This window comes from Klebsiella sp. (genome assembly GCF_027492335.1).
Classification (GTDB): Bacteria; Pseudomonadota; Gammaproteobacteria; order Enterobacterales; family Enterobacteriaceae; genus Klebsiella; species Klebsiella huaxiensis.
This window is the reverse complement of record NZ_JAPUEW010000097.1, coordinates 1-21,471: the sequence shown is the minus strand read 5'-3', so window position 1 is coordinate 21,471 and position 21,471 is coordinate 1. Positions and strand designations below refer to the sequence as shown.

22 protein-coding genes and 1 riboswitch are annotated in these 21,471 nt (G+C 54.4%); of the genes, 9 read left to right on the top strand and 13 right to left on the bottom strand.

Annotated elements, in window-relative coordinates; all coding sequences use genetic code 11:
• Window positions 1–77 precede the first annotated feature (77 nt).
• On the top strand, window positions 78–1,418 hold the full coding sequence (gene dcuB / locus QVF11_RS27060; RefSeq protein WP_110277340.1) for an anaerobic C4-dicarboxylate transporter DcuB: 1,341 nt from the start codon (window positions 78–80) through the stop codon (window positions 1,416–1,418).
• 43 nt (window positions 1,419–1,461) lie between these two features.
• Here dcuB and QVF11_RS27055 read toward each other — a convergent pair whose 3' ends face one another.
• From QVF11_RS27055 to rsd, 10 genes are all read right to left on the bottom strand, one after another.
• Window positions 1,462–1,779, bottom strand: a complete 318-nt coding sequence (locus QVF11_RS27055) for a PTS lactose/cellobiose transporter subunit IIA (RefSeq protein WP_110277341.1) — start codon at window positions 1,777–1,779, stop codon at window positions 1,462–1,464.
• Window positions 1,780–1,782: 3 nt separating this feature from the next.
• Window positions 1,783–2,088 carry a PTS sugar transporter subunit IIB gene (locus QVF11_RS27050; protein WP_110277342.1) on the bottom strand — a complete coding sequence of 102 codons (306 nt, stop codon included), beginning with the start codon at window positions 2,086–2,088 and terminating at the stop codon, window positions 1,783–1,785.
• A 173-nt stretch (window positions 2,089–2,261) separates the two neighbouring features.
• Window positions 2,262–3,794: a sensor domain-containing diguanylate cyclase gene (locus tag QVF11_RS27045; RefSeq protein WP_287860835.1), complete on the bottom strand. Its 1,533-nt coding sequence runs from the start codon at window positions 3,792–3,794 to the stop codon at window positions 2,262–2,264.
• Window positions 3,795–4,096: 302 nt separating this feature from the next.
• Window positions 4,097–5,230, bottom strand: coding sequence for a 2-iminoacetate synthase ThiH (thiH, locus tag QVF11_RS27040; protein WP_287860833.1), 1,134 nt, complete (start codon window positions 5,228–5,230; stop codon window positions 4,097–4,099).
• Window positions 5,227–5,997, bottom strand: a complete 771-nt coding sequence (gene thiG, locus QVF11_RS27035; RefSeq protein WP_112217120.1) for a thiazole synthase — start codon at window positions 5,995–5,997, stop codon at window positions 5,227–5,229. Before thiG ends, thiH begins: the two co-directional genes overlap by 4 nt.
• A gap of 1 nt (window position 5,998) precedes the next feature.
• On the bottom strand, window positions 5,999–6,199 hold the full coding sequence (gene thiS, locus QVF11_RS27030) for a sulfur carrier protein ThiS (protein WP_112217121.1): 201 nt from the start codon (window positions 6,197–6,199) through the stop codon (window positions 5,999–6,001).
• Window positions 6,183–6,938 carry a HesA/MoeB/ThiF family protein gene (locus QVF11_RS27025; RefSeq protein WP_287860830.1) on the bottom strand — a complete coding sequence of 252 codons (756 nt, stop codon included), beginning with the start codon at window positions 6,936–6,938 and terminating at the stop codon, window positions 6,183–6,185. Before QVF11_RS27025 ends, thiS begins: the two co-directional genes overlap by 17 nt.
• Complete coding sequence (gene thiE, locus QVF11_RS27020; protein WP_112217123.1) at window positions 6,931–7,566, bottom strand: thiamine phosphate synthase; 636 nt, start codon at window positions 7,564–7,566, stop codon at window positions 6,931–6,933. The genes QVF11_RS27025 and thiE overlap by 8 nt, the downstream gene beginning before the upstream one ends.
• Window positions 7,566–9,461 (bottom strand): phosphomethylpyrimidine synthase ThiC, encoded by a 1,896-nt coding sequence (thiC, locus tag QVF11_RS27015; protein WP_287860828.1) that lies wholly within the window; start codon window positions 9,459–9,461, stop codon window positions 7,566–7,568. Before thiC ends, thiE begins: the two co-directional genes overlap by 1 nt.
• An 85-nt stretch (window positions 9,462–9,546) precedes the next feature.
• A riboswitch (TPP riboswitch) is annotated at window positions 9,547–9,660 on the bottom strand.
• 54 nt (window positions 9,661–9,714) lie between these two features.
• Window positions 9,715–10,212: a sigma D regulator gene (gene rsd, locus QVF11_RS27010; RefSeq protein WP_110277349.1), complete on the bottom strand. Its 498-nt coding sequence runs from the start codon at window positions 10,210–10,212 to the stop codon at window positions 9,715–9,717.
• A 95-nt stretch (window positions 10,213–10,307) separates the two neighbouring features.
• Here rsd and nudC point away from each other — a divergent pair, with 95 nt between their 5' ends.
• The 6 genes from nudC (at window position 10,308) to QVF11_RS26980 (ending at window position 14,791) form a co-directional block, all read left to right on the top strand.
• Window positions 10,308–11,081 (top strand): NAD(+) diphosphatase, encoded by a 774-nt coding sequence (nudC, locus tag QVF11_RS27005; RefSeq protein WP_112217125.1) that lies wholly within the window; start codon window positions 10,308–10,310, stop codon window positions 11,079–11,081.
• Window positions 11,082–11,248: 167 nt separating this feature from the next.
• On the top strand, window positions 11,249–12,313 hold the full coding sequence (gene hemE, locus QVF11_RS27000) for a uroporphyrinogen decarboxylase (RefSeq protein ID WP_112217126.1): 1,065 nt from the start codon (window positions 11,249–11,251) through the stop codon (window positions 12,311–12,313).
• 9 nt (window positions 12,314–12,322) lie between these two features.
• On the top strand, window positions 12,323–12,994 hold the full coding sequence (gene nfi / locus QVF11_RS26995) for a deoxyribonuclease V (RefSeq protein ID WP_112217127.1): 672 nt from the start codon (window positions 12,323–12,325) through the stop codon (window positions 12,992–12,994).
• A 42-nt stretch (window positions 12,995–13,036) separates the two neighbouring features.
• Complete coding sequence (locus tag QVF11_RS26990) at window positions 13,037–13,627, top strand: YjaG family protein (RefSeq protein WP_110277353.1); 591 nt, start codon at window positions 13,037–13,039, stop codon at window positions 13,625–13,627.
• A 186-nt stretch (window positions 13,628–13,813) separates the two neighbouring features.
• Window positions 13,814–14,086, top strand: a complete 273-nt coding sequence (gene hupA / locus QVF11_RS26985; protein WP_004097675.1) for a nucleoid-associated protein HU-alpha — start codon at window positions 13,814–13,816, stop codon at window positions 14,084–14,086.
• 6 nt (window positions 14,087–14,092) lie between these two features.
• Window positions 14,093–14,791: a DUF1481 domain-containing protein gene (locus tag QVF11_RS26980; protein ID WP_287860822.1), complete on the top strand. Its 699-nt coding sequence runs from the start codon at window positions 14,093–14,095 to the stop codon at window positions 14,789–14,791.
• A gap of 3 nt (window positions 14,792–14,794) precedes the next feature.
• On the opposite strand, the gene zraP is transcribed toward QVF11_RS26980, so the two are convergent.
• On the bottom strand, window positions 14,795–15,232 hold the full coding sequence (gene zraP / locus QVF11_RS26975) for a zinc resistance sensor/chaperone ZraP (protein WP_287860820.1): 438 nt from the start codon (window positions 15,230–15,232) through the stop codon (window positions 14,795–14,797).
• A 249-nt stretch (window positions 15,233–15,481) separates the two neighbouring features.
• On the opposite strand from zraP, the gene zraS reads away from it, so the two are divergent.
• Together zraS and zraR are read left to right on the top strand one after the other, a co-directional pair.
• A complete protein-coding gene (gene zraS / locus QVF11_RS26970) occupies window positions 15,482–16,873 on the top strand; it encodes a two-component system sensor histidine kinase ZraS (protein ID WP_287860818.1) in 1,392 nt (463 codons plus the stop codon).
• Window positions 16,870–18,201 (top strand): sigma-54-dependent response regulator transcription factor ZraR, encoded by a 1,332-nt coding sequence (zraR, locus tag QVF11_RS26965; protein ID WP_287860816.1) that lies wholly within the window; start codon window positions 16,870–16,872, stop codon window positions 18,199–18,201. Before zraS ends, zraR begins: the two co-directional genes overlap by 4 nt.
• Here the strand turns inward: zraR and purD are convergent.
• Window positions 18,198–19,487: a phosphoribosylamine--glycine ligase gene (purD, locus tag QVF11_RS26960; protein ID WP_287860845.1), complete on the bottom strand. Its 1,290-nt coding sequence runs from the start codon at window positions 19,485–19,487 to the stop codon at window positions 18,198–18,200. The two genes, zraR and purD, sit on opposite strands and share 4 nt — an antisense overlap.
• Before the next feature lie 15 nt (window positions 19,488–19,502).
• Window positions 19,503–21,092 carry a bifunctional phosphoribosylaminoimidazolecarboxamide formyltransferase/IMP cyclohydrolase gene (gene purH / locus QVF11_RS26955; protein ID WP_287860815.1) on the bottom strand — a complete coding sequence of 530 codons (1,590 nt, stop codon included), beginning with the start codon at window positions 21,090–21,092 and terminating at the stop codon, window positions 19,503–19,505.
• Between the last annotated feature and the right edge of the window lie 379 nt (window positions 21,093–21,471).

Sequence of the window (21,471 nt, the reverse complement as noted above, 5' to 3'; positions counted from 1 at the left end):
AGGCGATAGAGGAGGTGAGCAAATAAAAACAAAGCGTGAGCATTGCCGTTATTTAATAGATAGTTTCTGGGGGATGCATGGAATTTGCTATACAGCTCATCATTATCTTAATTTGTCTGTTCTATGGCGCGAAAAAGGGCGGAATTGCGCTCGGTCTTTTAGGCGGCATTGGGCTAGTTATCTTAGTCTTTGTTTTTCATCTTCAGCCGGGAAAACCTCCCGTCGATGTCATGCTGGTGATTATCGCGGTGGTCGCCGCTTCGGCGACGCTACAGGCCTCCGGCGGTTTAGACGTTATGCTGCAGATCGCTGAGAAACTCCTGCGGCGCAACCCGAAGTACGTCTCGATCGTTGCGCCATTTGTCACCTGTACGTTGACGATTCTTTGCGGCACTGGTCATGTCGTTTATACGATTTTGCCGATTATATATGACGTTGCCATTAAGAATAATATCCGTCCGGAACGACCTATGGCGGCAAGTTCTATCGGTGCACAGATGGGAATTATCGCCAGCCCGGTTTCCGTTGCGGTTGTCTCACTGGTTGCCATGCTTGGTAATTTCACGTTTAACGGTAAGCATCTTGAATTCCTCGATCTCCTGGCTATTACTATCCCATCCACGCTATTAGGTATTCTGGCTATCGGTATTTTTAGCTGGTTTCGTGGTAAGGACCTGGATAAAGACGAAAAATTTCAGGACTTCATCTCGACACCGGAAAATCGCCATTATGTTTATGGCGATACGGCCACGCTACTGGATAAGAAGCTGCCGACCAGCAACTGGATTGCGATGTGGATTTTTCTCGCATCGATTGCAGTGGTTGCCTTACTCGGTGCCTTTTCCGAACTGCGCCCGGCGTTCGACGGTAAGCCGCTGTCGATGGTTCTGGTGATCCAGATGTTTATGCTGCTCTCCGGAGCGCTCATCATTATCATTACCAAAACTAATCCAGCATCGATTTCCAAAAATGAGGTTTTCCGTTCGGGGATGATCGCCATCGTTGCGGTGTATGGTATCGCGTGGATGGCGGAGACCATGTTCGGCGCGCACATGACCGAAATTAAAGGTGTGCTGGGTGAGATGGTCAAAGAGTATCCGTGGGCCTACGCCATCGTGCTGCTGATGGTGTCGAAGTTTGTTAACTCCCAGGCGGCTGCGCTGGCGGCGATTGTCCCGGTAGCGTTGGCGATTGGCGTCGATCCTGCCTATATTGTGGCTTCCGCGCCTGCCTGCTATGGCTATTATATTCTGCCGACCTACCCAAGCGATCTGGCGGCGATTCAGTTCGATCGTTCAGGCACCACGCATATCGGCCGCTTTGTGATTAACCATAGTTTTATCCTGCCAGGATTAATTGGCGTCAGCGTCTCTTGCGTCTTTGGCTGGGTATTTGCGGCGATGTACGGCTTTCTTTAAGAGGAGACAGGCGCCGATAGCGGCGCCTGTTAAATGGTCGAGGTTATTGTGCGAGCGGAATACGGCGATAGAGTTCAATCATATCGGTCGCCAGATCCTGAATGACCATCGCGTTCATCAGGTGATCCTGCGAGTGAACGGTAATCAGGTTGACCGGAAGCTTGCCAGTACCCTCGTCCAGACCGATGAGTTGAGTCTGGATTTTATGTGCATGCTTAACGAATTCGTGGGATTCAGCCATGGCCTGCTCGGCGGCGGCGAAATCACCTTTACGCGCCAGCTGCAGAGCGGTTAAGGCTGAACTACGTGCTGAACCGGCGTTAACCAACAGCTCCATAATGATCGTTTCTAAATCTTCCATCTCTTACTCCATCAACTTCAGGGCTTTATCAAGCACGGCATCGCCTTTCATCATGCCGTAATCCATCATATCGATAACGGCGACTTTTTTACCGAACGGATCGGCCTGCGCCTGTAGTTTCGCCTGCTCATACTTCACTTGTGGTCCGAGCAGGATAATATCGGCAGCCGCGAGGTTATCTTTAAACTCGGCGACCGGTACGGCTTTGATGGAGACTTCGATACCTTTCTGTTGCGCAGCCGCCTGCATGCGTTGAACCAGCATGCTGGTGGACATACCCGCAGCACAGCATAAAACGATATTCTTCATAGTTCGTGGCCCTTGTGTTCCTTGATATACCATCTTTATCGCGGGCAAGAGGGCGGAACAACCGCTTTACGATGATTGTGTGTAAGTCATCACAAAATAATGAAACCGGTTTCTTTTTTGGGTCAGAAATATCAATAAAGCCCAGCGAAGTGGGCTTGTAGAAGCTGATTATCTCAAGTGCGAATGATACGATTCTTTCCCTGCTGTTTGGCTTTGTAAAGTGCCTCATCGACGCTCACTACCAATTGCTCTAGTGGTTCCATATTCCATTCGCCTAAGCCCGCGCTGAACGTTACTGTCAATCCCTCTTCACGCCAGGAGCGCTGCGCGACGTTGGCTCGCCAGTTTTCCAACAACATCAGGGCATTATCGATATGCTCAGCGGCAAATATTACCGCAAATTCTTCGCCACCGTAGCGATAGAGTGAAACATGCAAAGGTTGCAAAACCTGCAGACCCTCACGGGCCACGTTACGCAGGACGATATCGCCATTGAGATGGCCCCAGGTATCATTTATCGATTTAAAGTTATCAATATCAACCAGCGCGAGGGCGAAAGGCTGATGATCGTTCATCAGGGCGGCAATATCGTTGTCGAAGGCCCGGCGGTTTTTGCAGCCAGTTAGCGCGTCGATGGTTGCCTGACGAACGTAGGTCAGTTCGCGCTGCTTATTGCTCTCAATGGCCTTGCTGAGCATGGCCTCCAGGCGCGGCGCACGCTTAACGTCCCCGGTCTTAATCGCATTGATGATGTTCATCAGTACGGTGCGTGAAGCGTGGCGCAGGTATAGCCCAAACAGAACAATGACAATGGCGGCAAGGGCAAAACCCCAGGACACAATGTTCGTTTCGTGGCGCGTTAAGTTGATTAGCGTCGAATTGGCGACACGGTAGATAATGAACCAGTCAGGATTGGTAAAAGAGCAGTAATAGTACCAGACGTCTTTATCTGCATCATAAAGCTGACCCTCCCCACTGGTCATACTGTCCATCAAGGTGCTGCTAACATAGGGTTTAAACAGAGCGCCAGGATCGGGATGAAGAACGACTTTACCATCGCGTTGCACGACAAAAAATTCGCCCTGAACAGGTGCAACCATTTGTCGTAACGCGTAACCCATTGATGTCAGGTCGAGATGAAAAGCGAGGCTCCCTTTGAGTCGCCCTTCTGGAGAGATAATGGGTTTATAGAGAGTAATGGTTGGATGATGGGTGAAATAGTCGAGATAGGGGCTGGTATAGAGGCTGAGAGTGCTGGCTTCTGCCTGTTTGATAAACCACGGCCGCGATTTGGCATCAAAGGTCCGACTATCTTCAGTCTCAAGCACCTCTGGCACGCGTAGATAGTGCCCGTCAGTATCTGCCAGCGAGATTGAGGAAACTGTCTGCATCATGTTTTGCAACTGCATTAACAGCATCAAACCTTTTTCAGGGTTGATGTTAACGGCATTGTTTAATTCATCATTGCGCGCAAAGAAAGTTGCAGCGCGAGCGAGGATAAAATCATTTCCGCGGAGCAGCGTTTCCGTGTAATTCGTCGCCATGTTATGAGCGAAGTTGCGGTTTGTGTGATGATAACCCTCAAGAAAATCGTTGCGCTGAGTCTGAGTGACAAACACCGCGATCAGCAAGAAACTGAGTAGTATTCCCGCAAACCCGATCAAAATCGGTGTGGTGAAAGAGAGTTTTCTGTTATGACGAGCCATGAGTCGTAAATCGTTCCAGAAGAGATAAACCGTGGGTTTAAACGCAGGTTTAGCCAGCATGCCTGCTGAGCGAATCAGATAAAACTCCGTTAATTATAACTCTCGCTTTGTAAGATGGATTTATTTATATGCGATAACAATGTGAGAGTGGAGCAGGGCGAAAATGAGGAAGAGCTATCATTCGCCCTGGACAGCATCCACTGCTGACGAAGACAGGGTAGAGAAACGGAAATCTGACAACAATCTCCTGTTTCTCTTATTACGGCCATGCACGAAGAATTTTTAAGGAATTACATTCCTCTTCATGACGACCGGGAAGCGCGTCCCAGCCAGCTGTCCCAATCCTTCCAAACTGGCTGAAGCCCACTGGCAACCAGCGCGCTGGCGACCTCTTCGGGGCGACGGTCATCGTGAGGCGCAAACTGTTCGAGCTCAGGATGGTTATCGGCATAGCCACCTGGCTGGGTTTTCGAAAATGCACTGACGTTGTTAATGGCTAGTGGAATGACCCGATCGCGGAACCAGGGCGATTCGCGGGTTGAGAGCGAAAGCTCAACTTCCGGGGATAGCAGACGGAAGGCGCAAATCGTTTGCACCAGCTGTCGTTCGTCCATTAATGAGGCGGGTTCAATGCCTCCGGCGCAGGGTCGTAATCGCGGAAAGGAGATAGAGTAGCGGCTGCGCCAGTAGTGCTGCTGGAGCCACAGCAGATGCTCCGCCACCATAAAGCAATCCACGCGCCAGCTGTCGGAAAGACCAATTAATGCGCCAAGGCCAATCTTATCAATTCCCGCTTGTCCGAGCCTGTCCGGCGTATCCAGCCGCCAGAAGAAATCCTGTTTTTTGCCTTTCAGATGATGCTTCGCATATATGCTTTCATGGTAGGTCTCCTGATAAACCATCACGCCGTCCAGCCCAAGTGTTTTGAGTTCGGCATACTCTTCCATCGCTAGCGGCTGCACCTCCATATGCAGCGAGGCGAACTGGCGGCGAATCGCGGGCAGATGCTGACGAAAGTAATCCATACCGACTTTGCCCTGATGTTCCCCGGTGACCAGTAGCAGATGCTCAAAACCCATTTCGCGGATTGCCGCGCACTCACGGGCAATTTCGGCATCATCCAGGGTTTTACGTTTGATGCGGTTACTCATTGAGAAACCGCAATAGGTGCAGTCGTTGGCGCACAGATTAGAGAGATAAAGTGGGACATAAAAACTGACGGTATTGCCAAAACGCTGGCGGGTCAGGCGTTGAGCACGCTGTGCAAGAGCCTCCAGATAGCCAGCGGCGGCAGGTGAGAGCAGGGCCATCATGTCATCGCGGCTGAGCTGTTTTGCTGCCAGCGCCCGTTCAACGTCGGCCGGCGTTTTGCTGTTGATACGCAGGCGAATGTCGTCCCAGTCCAGTTGTCGCCAGCGGTCAGTGAAAGTTTTCATGCCAGCGCCTCCAGAAAGCCGGTCAACGGGCTGGTGGCCTGTGCCTGGCTGCTGCGAGCACCGGGCCCGGCCTGTCTCGCCAGCAATCCTGCCTCGATCGCTAAGCGGAACGCGCGGGCCATGGTTACCGGATCGTCGGCAACGGCGATAGCGGTATTGACCAGGACCGCATCAGCGCCCATTTCCAGCGCCTGTGCCGCGTGGCTCGGTACGCCAATACCTGCATCAACGACCACCGGTACCGTGGCCTGTTCGATGATAATCTCCAGCATCGCTTTGGTTTCCAACCCCTGGTTGGAGCCGATAGGCGCGCCGAGCGGCATCACCGCCGCGCAGCCCGCTTCTTCCAGACGTTTGCACAGCACAGGGTCAGCGCTGCAGTAAGGCAGTACCACGAATCCTTCCCGCACTAATATTTCTGCCGCTTTCAGGGTTTCAATTGGGTCAGGGAGAAGCCAGCGGGCATCCGGGTGGATTTCCAGCTTCAGCCAGTTTGTGCCCAGCGCTTCCCGCGCCAGACGGGCGGCAAAGACGGCTTCTTCCGCCGTTTTCGCCCCTGAAGTATTGGGGAGCAGGCTCACACCCGCCGCCAGCAGCGGCGCGAGAATAGCGTCATTATGCTGACGCAGGTCGACACGTTTCATCGCCAGCGTAACCAACTGGCTACCAGAGGCGCGAATGGCCTCGACCATGACCTCGGGGGCTGCGAACTTCCCGGTGCCGGTGAAAAGATGTGATTCAAAAGTTTTATCTGCGATACGTAACATGTCAGCCTCCAGCGATAACCTGAAAAAGCAGGATCTGGTCGCCTTCCTGCAAAAGTTGATCTTCCCAGCGCTCGCGCGGCAGGATGTGTTGATTGAGCGCCAGCGCGACGCCCGGTTGCTGTTGTTCCAGTTGAGTGAGCAGATCCGCAACGGATGTCGCTTCGGCGCACTGTAACGGCTCATCGTTAAACCACACTTGCATGCTGCCCTCCACATACCGGGCAGCCCTGAGCCCGCTGAAGCGCAAGAGTGCGCCAGTTGCTGGTGCGGGCATCGAACAGACGCAAGCTATTGCGCGGGGCTACCATGCCGCTGAGCAGCTTGATTGCCTCCAGCGCCTGTAAGGTGCCCATCATGCCGACAACCGGCCCAATAATGCCCGCCGTGCGACAGTTGCGTTCCGGTTCGGCAGCGTCCGGCCATAAGCAGCGATAGCACCCCTGTTCCCAGGGCGGCGTCAGCACCATCAACTGGCCTCCGAGTCCGACGGCGCTGGCAGTAATTAGCGGTGTTTCAAGCGCGACACTGGCGGCGTTAATTTCCTGACGAGTCGCCATGTTATCGGTGCAATCCAGCACTACATCGGCCTTTGCCACTTCGTCCTGTAGTGCCTGACCGCTTAATCGCTGCTGTAGCGTAATCAGTTCAATCTGTGGGTTGAGGCGCGCCAGCCGTTCTCGGGCGGCGGTGGTTTTTGGCTGCGCAATATCATCGCTGGTGAACAGAATTTGCCGCTGTAGATTGCTGATATGCACGTCATCGTCATCGGCCAGCACCAGCGTGCCGACGCCTGCGCCTGCGAGATACAGCGCAGCGGGCGAGCCCAGTCCGCCGAGGCCAATAATCAATACCCGGCTGGCCAGCAGCTTTTGTTGACCCTCAATGGCGATATCCTCCAGCAGCAGCTGGCGGCTATAGCGCATAAAATCGCTGTCATTCATCGCCAACTCCCGCTATCTCGAGCAACTGTGCCGTTGCCTGTCGCCAGTCAGCCGCCTGTGTGATGGCACTCACTACCGCAATACTGCCGACGCCGGTTGCCAGAACCGCCGGAGCGCGGTCAAGGCTGATTCCGCCGATAGCGACCGTCGGATAATCCCCCAGGCGTTGGATATGCTGCGCGAGCTGTTCCAGCCCCTGAGGGGCGGAAGGCATCTGCTTGGTTTGGGTCGGGAAAACGTGACCGAGGGCGATGTAGGAGGGGCGAGCCGCCAGCGCGATATCCATTTCCATATCGTCATGCGTCGAAACGCCAAGGCGCAGCCCGGCGTTGCGGATTGCGCTGAGATCGGTGGTTTCGAGATCCTCCTGGCCTAAATGCACGCCGTAAGCCTGATGTTTAATGGCCAGGTGCCAGTAGTCATTAATAAACAGCCGGGCATTGTGCTTGCGCCCCAGGGCGATGGCGGCGATCACATCGTCTTCAACTTCGCTATCGCGTTTATCTTTGATGCGCAGCTGAATGGTACGAACGCCCGCAGTCAATAAACGTTCAATCCACTCTATGCTATCGACGACCGGGTAGAGTCCTAAGTGGAAAGGGACGGATGGGAAATCAGGTTGATACATCAGGCTTCCTCCTTTTTCAGATAGATTTCGCCGCCGCGGGCGCGGAAGCTATTCGACATATCACTCATGCCAACTTCGATATTCTGGCGGGCTGCATAATCGCGCACTTCCTGGCTGATTTTCATTGAGCAGAATTTGGGGCCGCACATGGAGCAGAAGTGAGCCACTTTGCCGGACTCCTGCGGCAGGGTCTCGTCGTGGTACGCGCGAGCGGTGAACGGGTCGAGGGCAAGGTTAAACTGATCTTCCCAGCGGAATTCGAAGCGCGCTTTCGACATGGCGTTATCGCGGATCTGCGCGCCGGGATGGCCTTTGGCAAGGTCAGCTGCATGGGCGGCGATTTTGTAGGTAATCAGCCCTTGCTTAACGTCTTCTTTGTTTGGTAGGCCGAGGTGCTCTTTTGGCGTGACGTAGCAGAGCATCGCGCAGCCGAACCAGCCAATCATTGCGGCGCCAATGCCCGAGGTGAAGTGGTCATAGCCCGGTGCGATATCGGTGGTGAGCGGCCCTAAGGTGTAGAAAGGCGCTTCGTGGCAGTGTTCCAGCTCTTCGGTCATATTGCGCTGGATCATCTGCATTGGCACATGACCCGGACCTTCGATCATCACCTGCACGTCGTATTCCCAGGCAATTTTAGTTAGCTCGCCCAGCGTATGCAGCTCGGCAAACTGCGCTTCGTCGTTAGCATCCTGAATGGAACCTGGACGAAGGCCATCGCCCAGCGATAGGGAAACATCATAGGTGGCGCAAATTTCACAGATTTCACGGAAATGCTGATAAAGGAAGTTTTCCTGATGATGGGAGAGGCACCACTTCGCCATAATCGACCCGCCGCGTGAAACAATGCCGGTCAGCCGCCTGGCGGTCATCGGCACGTAGCGTAGCAACACGCCGGCATGGATGGTAAAGTAGTCAACCCCTTGTTCGGCCTGCTCCAGCAGCGTGTCGCGGAAGGCTTCCCAGGAGAGATCTTCGGCGATCCCGTTAACCTTTTCTAACGCCTGGTAGACCGGCACGGTACCGATTGGTACCGGACTGTTACGCAGGATCCACTCGCGGGTTTCGTGAATATAGCGGCCGGTCGACAGGTCCATCACCGTATCCGCGCCCCAGCGAGTGGACCACACCAACTTCTCGACCTCTTCTTCAATAGATGAAGTGACCGCTGAGTTACCGATATTGGCGTTAACCTTCACGAGAAAGTTGCGGCCGATTATCATCGGTTCTGACTCAGGGTGATTGATATTGGCGGGGATAATCGCGCGCCCGGCAGCGACTTCATCGCGTACGAATTCCGGGGTGATGTTCTCCGGCAGTCGTGCTCCAAACCCAACGCCGGGATGCTGGCGTCTCAACACTTCGCCACGAATGCGCTCGCGGCCCATGTTTTCACGGATAGCGATGAACTCCATCTCTGGGGTGACAACGCCCTGGCGGGCATAGTGCAACTGAGTCACGCATTTCCCGGAGATAGCGCGTTTTGGCGTTAGCAGGCCGGTAAAGCGCAGTTCGTCGAGGCCATCATCTGACAGGCGCTGTTTGGTATATGCCGAGCTGCGATCGCAGAGTTCTTCACAGTCGCCACGCGCTTCAATCCACGGCTGGCGGAGTTTTGCCAGACCTTGTTGGACATTGATTACTATCTCCGGGTCGCCATAGGGGCCGGACGTGTCATAGACAGGAATGGCTTCGTTAGCTTCATAGCGGGGATTATCTTTAGCGCCGCCGATGAGCGTCGGGCTCAGCTGAATTTCGCGCATCGGGACGCGAAGATCTTCACGTGAGCCGCGGATATAGATGCGTTGCGAATTGGGAAATGCGGTGCCTTCCAGCGTGTCGATAAAGCGCTGCGCATGTTCGCGTTGCTCTCGACGGGTCATTTTTGTTGTAGACATAGCTCATTCCAGGTGAACAGGATATGGCTTGTCAGACGACGGATGGAGTAACAGATGCGATCGGGCCCAAATGGGCTGACGCTAAATGCAGTTAACTCTTGTTCCCTTCGCAGGTATTAGCCTGATCAGGTTCCGCGGATCCCGAATTAACGGTCTCAGCCTTTTCCACTGTGGAAAATGGGCACTCCGACAAGATGACATCCCCTCTCTGAGAGGGGGAATGTATGTAAACTACTCGTTAATAGCGGACAACTCAAGCCGTCGGCGCGATATTGTCGCTGACGGGATCCTTTCGGCTGTGGGCGATGGCGAGGGCGATGAGTTTATCCTCCAGCGCAAAACGTGCTTCCAGCGCTTCGCCGATATCCGATAACGCCTGCTGAAACTCAAGGTAGTTATCGTGATCGATGGCATTTTCGAGGCAAGAGTCGTAGTCATCCATGATTTGCTGGGTGTTGGCTTGCAGTTGTGGATAAAGCTTAGTGGCGGTTAAAAGTGGCGTATCGCCTTCCAATTCGGCGATAAAGCGTTCATAAATACTAAAATGACCGGAGGAGAGATAGTCCACCAGACTTTGACAAAAATCATCCAGCGCCTTCTCATTAAGCCGCATAAATGATTCTTTGCCAGGTTTCAGGCCAACCAGATTGTAGTAAGCCACGAGCAAATGCTTACGTACTTGTAGCCAGCGATCGACCAGTTTATTGCTGCCTCCAACACGTTCCGTCAGGTTTTCCAGCTGGTTTAACATGGTTGACTCCGCAAGTTTTGAAGAGAAATACGTTGCTCACCAAAATGTAAATTTAATGTTAAAAGTGCCAGTAAAATGAAGGTAGTGCAATAGATATGGATCGTATTATTGAAAAATTAGATCGCGGTTGGTGGATAGTCAGCCACGAACAGAAATTATGGTTACCCGATGGGGAATTACCATATGGCGAAGCGGTAAATTTTAATCTTGCGGGGCAACTCGCGCTGCGCATAGGGGAATGGCAGGGCGAACCGGTGTGGCTGGTTCGTCAGGAACGTCGACATGAGATGGGATCGTTGCGTCAGGTGCTCGATCAGGATGCTGGCCTTTTTCAACTGGCGGGACGTGGGATCCAGCTGGCGGAGTTCTATCGCTCGCATAAATTCTGCGGTTATTGCGGGCATCCGATGCACCCCAGCAAAACTGAATGGGCGATGCTATGCAGCCACTGCCGTGAGCGTTATTACCCGCAAATCGCGCCGTGCATCATCGTTGCTATTCGACGGGATGATTCTATTTTGCTGGCGCAGCACACGCGCCATCGCAACGGTGTGCATACGGTGCTGGCCGGGTTTGTCGAAGTCGGTGAAACCCTGGAGCAGACGGTTGCCCGTGAGGTCATGGAAGAGAGCGGCATTAAGGTGAAAAACCTGCGCTACGTGACCTCCCAGCCGTGGCCGTTCCCGCAATCGCTAATGACTGCGTTTATGGCGGAATACGACAGCGGCGAGATTGTTATCGATAAGAAAGAGCTGCTGGAGGCGGGATGGTATCGCTATGACGATCTGCCGCTCCTGCCGCCGCCGGGTACGGTTGCCCGCCGTCTGATAGAAGATACCGTGGCGATGTGTCGGGCAGAGTATGAGTGACATGTTACATACACTTTAATCCTTCAAATTGCCTCTTTGTTGGCTGCTTTCACTTACCCCAGTCACTTACTTGAGTAGGCTCCTGGGGTTCATTCAATTGCCGCCTTGATCCACTTTGAATGATTTTGTGTATAAACTTGGCGCATCAACGCTAAAGGAATGTAAAAATGACCGAATTGAAGAACGATCGTTACCTGCGCGCGCTGCTACGTCAGCCGGTTGATGTCACCCCGGTGTGGATGATGCGCCAGGCGGGCCGCTATTTACCGGAATATAAAGCCACTCGCGCAGAAGCGGGCGACTTTATGTCGCTGTGTAAAAATGCTGAGCTGGCTTGCGAAGTGACGCTGCAGCCGCTGCGTCGCTATAAGCTGGATGCGGCAATCCTCTTCTCGGACATTCTGACTATCCCGGACGCCATGGGGCTGGGGCTTTATTTCGAAGCCGGTGAAGGCCCGCGTTTTACCTCGCCCATCACCTGTAAAGCGGATGTCGATAAACTACCGATCCCTGACCCGGAAGGGGAGCTCGGCTATGTGATGAACGCGGTGCGTACTATCCGCCGCGAGCTCAAAGGTGAAGTGCCGCTGATTGGTTTCTCCGGTAGCCCGTGGACGCTGGCGACCTATATGGTTGAAGGCGGCAGCAGCAAAGCGTTTACGGTGATCAAGAAGATGATGTATGCCGAGCCGCAGGCGCTGCACGCCCTGCTGGATAAGCTGGCGAAAAGCGTCACGCTGTATCTGAACGCGCAAATCAAAGCGGGCGCTCAGTCGGTGATGATTTTTGACACCTGGGGCGGCGCGCTGACCGGTCGTGATTATCAGCAGTTCTCGCTCTACTACATGCATAAAATCGTCGATGGTCTGCTGCGTGAGAACGAAGGCCGTCGCGTACCGGTAACCCTGTTTACCAAAGGCGGCGGGCAGTGGCTGGAAGCGATGGCGGAAACCGGTTGCGATGCGCTAGGCCTCGACTGGACTACCGATATCGCCGATGCGCGCCGTCGCGTGGGCCATAAAGTCGCTCTGCAGGGCAATATGGACCCTTCAATGCTTTACGCTCCTGCGGCGCGTATCGAGGAAGAAGTGGCGACCATTCTCGCCGGATTCGGCCAGGGTGAGGGTCATGTCTTCAACCTCGGCCACGGGATCCACCAGGACGTCGACCCGGAACATGCGGGTGTGTTTGTGGAGGCGGTGCACCGTTTGTCGGCGCAATACCACCGTTAAGGAGTAATTATGGATTTGGCATCGCTACGCGCCCAACAGCTGAGCCTGGCGGAATCGGTGGAGCGAGTCGATCGTCTGGACCAGGAGCCGCCGATGCTGATCGGCGGGGCGGATGTTGGATTTGAGCAAGAGGGCGAAGTCACCCGGGCGGCGATGGTGCTGCTGAGCTATCCGTCGCTGGAGCTGGTGGAATATCAGGTGGCGCGTGTTGCCACCACGATGCCCTACATTCCCGGTTTCCTCTCCTTTCGCGAAACGCCTGCGCTGCTGGCGGCGTGGGAGCAACTTTCAAAAAAACCGGATCTCTTATTCGTCGACGGGCACGGTATTTCTCATCCGCGCCGCCTCGGCGTCGCCAGCCATTTTGGACTACTGGTGGATGTCCCGACGATCGGTGTGGCGAAAAAGCGACTATGCGGTAAGTTTGAACTGCTCGGCGATGAGCCCGGCGCGCTGGCTCCATTGCAGGATAAAGGTGAGCAGCTGGCATGGGTTCTGCGCAGTAAAGCGCGCTGCAACCCGCTGTTCGTAAGCACTGGACATCGCGTTGGCCTTGATAGCGCGCTGATGTGGGTGGAACGTTGCCTGAAAGGCTACCGTCTGCCGGAGCCGACGCGCTGGGCTGATGCAGTGGCGTCCCACCGACCGGCGTTTGTGCGTTGGCAAGCAAATTATGGCTGATTCAGGTACACTGCGGCTAATTTCTGACTTCGAGAATTCATCATGTTACAAAACCCGATTCACCTGCGTCTGGAGAAGCTGGAGAGCTGGCAGCACGTCACTTTTATGGCCTGTCTGTGCGAGCGTATGTATCCCAACTACGCCATGTTCTGCAAGCAAACTGAGTTCGCTGATGGCCAGCTGTATCGTCGCATCCTTGACCTGATCTGGGAAACGCTGACGGTTAAAGATGCGAAAGTGAATTTTGATAGCCAGCTAGAAAAGCTGGAAGAGGCGATTCCGGCTGCTGATGATTACGATCTGTACGGTGTTTATCCGGCTATTGACGCCTGCGTCGCATTAAGTGAATTGATTCACTCGCGGCTGAGTGGGGAAACGCTTGAACATGCGATCGAGGTGAGCAAGAGTTCCATCACCACCGTTGCGATGCTGGAAATGACCCAGGCTGGTCGCGAAATGACCGACGAAGAGCTCAAAGAAAACCCAGCTGTTGAGCAAGAATGGGACATTCAGTGGGAGATTTTCCGTCTTTTGGCCGACTGTGAAGAACGAGACATTGAACTGATCAAAGGGCTTCGTGCAGACCTCCGCGAGGCCGGCGAGAGCAATATTGGTATAAATTTTCAGCAGTGAGACAAGAAAACGTGATTTACCGCCTGAATTGTAGCGTCTGAAGGCTTCCATTCCGCCCCCCGTCTGGTCTACATTTGGGGGGCGAAAAAAAGTGGCTATCGGTGCGTGTATGCAGGTGGGTGCTTTTTTGGCATTTCCGTCGCACTCGATGCTTAGCAAGCGATAAACACATTGTAAGGATAACTTATGAACAAGACTCAACTGATTGATGTAATTGCGGACAAAGCTGACCTGTCCAAAGCACAGGCGAAAGCTGCCCTGGAATCTACCCTGGCTGCAATTACTGAGTCTCTGAAAGAAGGTGATGCTGTTCAACTGGTTGGTTTCGGTACCTTCAAAGTGAACCACCGCGCTGAGCGTACTGGCCGCAACCCGCAGACCGGTAATGAAATCAAAATCGCCGCAGCTAACGTACCGGCATTTGTTTCAGGCAAAGCACTGAAAGACGCAGTTAAGTAAGACCGCGTGGCAGTTTACAGTTTTATCGAAGGGGCTTTTAAGCCCCTTTTGTCTACCTGGCGTCGTCCGTTGGCGCTGGTGGGCGTATTGCTGCTTACTGCCTGCAGCCACGATTCTTCTCTCCCACCGTTTACCGCCAGCGGGTATGCGGATAACCAGGGAGCGATGCGTATCTGGCGTAAAGATTCAGATGGCGAGGTTCGCCTTCTTGCCGCCTTTAGCCCGTGGCGTCACGGAAATACCTCGACCAGCGAGTACCGTTGGCAGGACGATCAGCTTGCGCTAATCGAATTGAACGTTTACGGCAAACCCCCGGAACATATTCGCGCCCGCTTTGATGCGCAGGGCGAGCTAAGCTTTATGCAGCGCGAAGTCGACGGGCAGAAGCAGCAGCTTTCCAGCGATCAGGTTGCGCTATATCGTTACCGCGCAGAGCAAATACGCCAGACCAGCGATGCTTTACGTCAGGGGCGCGTGATGCTGCGTCAGGGACGCTGGCATGCCAACCAGACGGTAACAACCTGCGAAGGTCAGGCCGTGAAGCCTGACCTTGATGCGCGAGCGCTAGCCCATATTGAACGTCGCCAGAATCACTCATCCATTGAGGTGAGCGTGGCGTGGCTGGAAGCGCCGGAAGGTTCCCAGCTGCTGCTGGTGGCAAACGAAGACTTCTGTACCTGGCAGCCGACTGAGAAAAACTTCTAAATCTTACCAGTGGTTCATGCTCATATGACCGCGGCCACCACCCCCACAGCCTCCACGTCCCATTCCCTCGCCGCGAGGAATACCCGCCTGTGCTAAAGCGACATCAAACTTAACCCGCTGCTGGGCCAGCTTCTGACCGAGAGCTTCCATCTCCTGGGCAACGGATTCAATTTTTGTACTGTCCGGTTTATCCGCAGTTAACAACGCATTGTATTCGTAGCGTTTTGATGTGAGCTGCTGGCGTAGAGCGCGGGTTTGCTCATAGAAATCGCTATGCAGCTTCTGGGCAGTGGCCTGCTGTTCAGTCGTCAGTTGGCTATAGCCCTGCGGACCCATTCCGTTGCCGTTATTCCAGTGGTGTCCTGCCCATGCAGAGCTGCTACCAAAGGTTAAGGTGGCAAGGGCGATGAGTGTCAGAGTGAATTTGTGGTTCCGTTTCATGGTTTATTCTCCTGGTTTATGGTTTCTTCTGTATTTGCATCTTCCGTGCCAGGATGAAAACTCCACAGGATATAAGGTTTTCTATCGCATCAGCAGATGACAGCGAGTAAAAATGACTCGCGGCAAAGATCGATGCGGGTCATTTTTACCCGCCGTCTTGCGGGTTTATGCCTGAGAGCCCGTTTGCCGGGCCGGAAAAATGGCATGATTTCTGCTGGGAACCGTAGAGCCTGATAAAAGGGAGTGGCAATGAACGTGATGCGGTTGTCGAAGGATTCTGTCGCCGTTGGGCTGAGCTGGCTATTGACTGGCCTCATCTTACTGCTGGTGTGCCTGTTTTCCGTACTTATCGTGCGCGACAATGGTCGTGAGAACGACGCCGCGCGCCAGACCATTCAGGAAAAAGGCAGCGTACTGATTCGCGCCCTTGAGTCTGGAACTCGCGTCGGTATGGGAATGCGTATGCATCACGCCCAGCTTCAGGCGTTGCTCGAGGAGATGGCCTGGCAGCCTGGCGTACTGTGGTTTGCGGTGACGGATGAGAATGGCAAAGTTATTGCTCATAGCGATCCGCAGCAGGTTGGTGGGACGCTGTATCCTGCCGATGCGATGCGCGAGTTGAACATTGGCAGCGAGGAACGCTGGCGGCGGCTTGAAAAACCGGAGCCGGCGCTGGAAATCTATCGCCAGTTTCGCCCGCTTAACGGCGGGGGCGCTCACCATATGCGCATGATGATGCGCCGCGAATCTGCCGACCTGCGTGCTCAGGTGCCGCAGGTTATTTTTATCGCCTTTGATGCCCGGGAACTGGATGCTGACAACGCCCGTGGTCTGCGGAATATGATCGTTATGCTGTGTGCGGCAGGCGTGGTGATGGTGGCCACCGTGCTGGCTCAATTCTGGTTCCGACGCTATCAGCGCTCGCGTAAACAACTACAGGAAGCGATGGCGCGTAAAGAGAAACTGGTGGCGATCAGGCATTTGGCTGCGGGCGTCGCGCATGAAATTCGTAACCCGTTATCATCCATTAAAGGGTTGGCAAAATATTTCGCTGAACGTACCCCGCCCGACGGTGAAGCGCATCAGCTGGCCCAGGTGATGGCAAAAGAAGCCGATCGCCTGAACAGGGTCGTCAGCGAGCTGCTTGAGCTGGTACGTCCGGCGCATTTAAAATATCAATGGGTTGATTTGAATGAGGTAATTACCCACTCGCTTCAACTGATTGGTCAGGATGCGCAGAGCCGTGCTATCGAACTGAACTTTAACGCTCAGCCTTCGCTACGCCGGATTCAGGCTGATCCTGACAGGCTTAAGCAGGTATTACTGAACCTGTATCTCAACGCGATGCAGGCCATTGGACATCATGGGACGATTCGCGTGGAAGTCGGCGAATGCGATGGGCAGAGAGTGAAAATCGTCGTGACCGATAGTGGAAAGGGGATGACGGCAGAGCAAAGACAGGCCATCTTCACCCCCTATTTTACGACCAAAGCAGATGGCACCGGACTGGGGCTGGCGGTAGTTCAGAATATTGTTGAACAACATGGCGGAACGATCCATGCCGACAGTACGCCGGGAAAAGGCGCCGCTTTTACGCTTTATCTGCCGGTGAGCGCGCAACAAAAGGATGAACAAGGATGACGGATGAGAAGGTAGACATTCTGGTTGTTGATGACGATGTCAGCCATTGCACGATCCTCCAGGCCTTACTGAGGGGCTGGGGCTATAACGTCGCGTTGGCCCACAACGGACTATTAGCTCTGGAGCAGGTGAAGCAAAAGGTGTTTGATCTGGTGCTGTGCGATATCCGTATGGCGGAGATGGACGGTATTGAAACGCTTAAGGAAATTAAGGCTTACAACCCGGCAATCCCGGTACTCATCATGACCGCGTTCTCCAGCGTAGGAACGGCGGTTGAAGCTATCAAGTCCGGGGCGCTGGATTATCTCATCAAACCTCTGGATTTTGACAAACTGCAGGAGACGCTTGCCCAGGCGCTGGCACATACACGCCAGTCCGATAACGGCATGGATCCAGGCCCAGCAGCACACTTTGGCATGGTGGGTGATAGCCCGGCGATGCAGGCGCTACTCAGCAATATCGCCCTGGTGGCGCCATCTGATGCGACGGTGTTGATCTGCGGTGAGTCAGGTACCGGCAAAGAGCTGGTTGCCCGTGCGCTCCACGCCAGTAGCAGGCGTAATAATCAACCGCTGGTGACGCTGAATTGTGCGGCGCTCAATGAATCGTTGCTGGAGTCGGAACTGTTCGGTCATGAGAAGGGGGCGTTTACCGGGGCCGATAAACGGCGGGAAGGGCGTTTTGAGCAAGCCGATGGCGGCACATTATTCCTCGATGAGATTGGTGATATCTCGCCGCTGATGCAGGTGCGATTGTTACGAGCGATCCAGGAACGAGAAGTTCAACGCGTTGGGAGTAATCAGACGATTAAGGTTGATGTCAGACTGATTGCCGCCACCCATCGCGATTTAGCCGAAGAGGTGAGTGCCGGTCGCTTTCGTCAGGATCTCTACTATCGCCTGAACGTGGTGACCATCGACATGCCACCGTTGCGTCAGCGTCGAGAAGATATCCCACAGCTGGCGCGCTATTTCCTGCAACGTTATGCCGAGCGTAACCGCAAGGCGGTGCAGGGTTTTACGCCGCAGGCGATGGATTTGCTGATCCACTACGACTGGCCTGGCAATATTCGTGAACTGGAAAACGCGGTAGAGCGGGCGGTGGTTCTGCTGACGGGAGAGTATATTTCCGAACGCGAGCTGCCGTTGTCGATTGCCGGTACGCCAGTTCCGGTATTGTCGCTATCCGATGACGTGATTCAACCGCTGGTGGAAGTAGAAAAAGAGGTGATTCTGGCGGCGCTTGAAAAAACGGGCGGCAACAAAACTGAAGCCGCCCGCCAGTTGGGCATTACGCGCAAAACGCTGCTGGCTAAGCTTAGCCGCTAGTTTTGCTCGCGTTCGATGGCGCGCCAGCCGATGTCGTTTCGGCTAAAGCTGTCGTCCCAGCGAATATCGGTCATCAGGGCGTAAGCGCGTTTCTGCGCTTCGGCAACGGTATGACCCAGCGCGGTGGCGCATAGTACGCGACCTCCGCTAGTCAACACGCGGTCGTCATCAGCGAGTTTAGTCCCTGCATGGAATACTTTGCCGTCTGCGGTTTCTTCCACCGGCAGGCCGTGGATAACGTCCCCGGTACGGTAGTCGCCCGGGTAACCTCCGGCAGCGATCACCACGCCTAACGCGGCGCGTTCATCCCATTCGGAGGTTTTTTCGTCCAGCTTGCCTTCGCAGGCGGCGAGGCACAGATCCACCAGATCCGATTTCATGCGCAGCATGATCGGCTGAGTTTCCGGATCGCCGAAGCGACAGTTGAACTCGATAACCTTCGGGTTGCCCTGTTTGTCGATCATCAGACCTGCGTACAGGAAGCCGGTGTAGGTGTTCCCTTCTGCTGCCATGCCTTTGACGGTTGGCCAGATGATGCGTTCCATAGTGCGCTGGTGAACTTCATCGGTCACGACTGGCGCCGGTGAGTAGGCGCCCATCCCGCCAGTGTTCGGACCTGTATCGCCATTGCCTACACGTTTGTGATCCTGGCTGGTGGCCATCGGCAGCACGTGCTCGCCGTCAACCATCACGATAAAGCTCGCTTCTTCACCGTCGAGAAACTCTTCGATAACGATACGGTGACCCGCGTCACCAAAGGCGTTACCGGCCAGCATGTCATGCACGGCGGCTTCGGCTTCTTCGAGAGTCATCGCGACGATAACGCCTTTACCGGCGGCCAGGCCGTCGGCTTTGATGACAATGGGTGCGCCTTTCTCGCGCAGGTATGCCAGCGCAGGCTCAACTTCGGTGAAGTTCTGATATTCCGCCGTCGGAATGTTATGACGGGCGAGGAAATCTTTGGTGAAGGCTTTGGAGCCTTCCAACTGCGCGGCGCCTTCGGTTGGCCCGAAGATTTTCAGGCCAGCGGCGCGGAAGGCATCGACCACGCCAATCACCAGCGGCGCTTCCGGGCCGACGATAGTCAGGTCAATCTTCTCGCTCTGGGCAAAGGCCAGCAGTGCCGGGATATCGGTAACACTGATAGCCACGTTTTGCAGCGCAGGCTCCAGCGCGGTGCCTGCGTTACCCGGTGCGACAAAAACGGTATCGACATTTGGCGACTGTACCGCTTTCCAGGCCAGGGCGTGCTCGCGCCCGCCGTTGCCAATAACTAATACTTTCATCATCTGCTCCGTGGATTAATGGCGGAAGTGGCGCATGTCGGTGAAGATCATCGCAATACCGTGTTCGTCGGCAGCGGCAATCACCTCTTCGTCGCGAATAGAACCGCCAGGCTGGATAACGCAGCTCACGCCAACGGCAGCGGCGGCATCAATACCATCGCGGAATGGGAAGAACGCGTCGGAAGCCATTGCGGAACCTTTGACTTCCAGCCCTTCGTCGGCGGCTTTAATCCCGGCGATCTTCGCGGAGTAAACGCGGCTCATCTGGCCTGCGCCTATCCCGATAGTCATATTCTCTTTGGCGTAGACAATGGCGTTAGATTTGACGAATTTCGCCACTTTCCAGCAGAACAGCGCATCGCGCAGTTCCTTTTCGGTAGGCTGACGCCTGGAAACCACGCGCAGTTCGCTTTCGGTGACCATACCCAGGTCACGATCCTGAACCAGCAGACCGCCGTTCACACGCTTGAAGTCCAGACCGGCAACGCGGGTTGCCCACTGACCACTGGTCAGGACGCGTACGTTCTGTTTAGCGGAAGTGATTTTCAGCGCTTCTTCTGTTGCAGACGGTGCAATGATCACTTCCACAAACTGGCGGGAGATAATGGCTTGTGCCGTTTCGGCATCCAGTTCGCGGTTGAAAGCGATGATGCCGCCGAACGCGGAGGTGGGGTCGGTTTTGTAGGCGCGGTCGTAGGCGTCAAGAATAGAGGAGCTGACAGCCACACCGCACGGGTTAGCGTGCTTAACGATAACGCAGGCAGGTTCGTTGAACTCTTTCACGCACTCCAGCGCCGCATCGGTATCTGCGATGTTGTTATAAGAGAGCGCTTTGCCCTGGATCTGGGTCGCAGTGGCAACGGAAGCCTCTTTAACATTCTCTTCTATATAGAAGGCAGCCTGCTGGTGGCTGTTTTCGCCGTAGCGCATATCCTGCTTCTTAATGAAGTTCAGGTTAAGAGTACGCGGGAAGCGGCCAGCGGCTTCTTTGCTTTCACCATAATAGGCCGGAACCATGCTGCCGAAGTAGTTGGCAATCATGCTGTCGTAGGCTGCGGTATGTTCGAAAGCTTTGATGGCGAGGTCGAAGCGGGTTTCCAGAGTGAGGGAGCCTTCGTTGGCGTCCATCTCATTAATAATGGCTTCGTAGTCGTTGCTCTTCACCACGATGGCCACATCTTTATGGTTCTTTGCCGCTGAGCGAACCATGGTCGGGCCACCGATATCAATATTCTCTACCGCATCTTCCAGCGAACAGCCTTCACGGGCAACGGTCTCGGCGAACGGATAAAGGTTAACGACAACCATATCGATGGGTGCGATACCGTGCTGTTCCATAATGGCATCATCCTGACCACGACGACCGAGAATGCCGCCGTGTACTTTCGGATGCAGGGTCTTCACGCGTCCATCCATCATTTCCGGGAAACCGGTGTAGTCAGAGACTTCGGTTACCGGCAGACCTTTCTCAGCCAGCAGGCGTGCGGTACCACCTGTAGACAATAGCTCTACACCACGAGCGGAAAGTGCCTGCGCGAATTCGACGATACCGGCCTTGTCAGAAACACTGAGCAGTGCGCGGCGGACTGGACGACGTTGTTGCATGGTATTAAATCCCCAGGATTTGAATATTACAGAGAGCGTTAGGTGAATTTTTGTCTAAAAACTCACCTAACGCACCCAACCGGGCGTCCTTGTTATAGCGCGGCATTGTAACGAAAACGTTTGCGCAACGCTCGCGAATTTTTATGTTTCTCCTTTTTGCCCTGAATTGCTGCTTATATAGAGGTGCAAGATGGCCTCAATAATAAGGTAATTGTTCGTGGTCTGTGGATAATTCTGTGTGTAACAGGGTATAAAGTGGGGTTTTGCTGGGGAATGCAGCAGTCAGTCATTTTTCTGCAATTTAACTATTGCAGATGCTCGGTAACTCCCTATAATGCGCTCCCACTGACACGGCAGATGTGAATCACTTCACACAAAC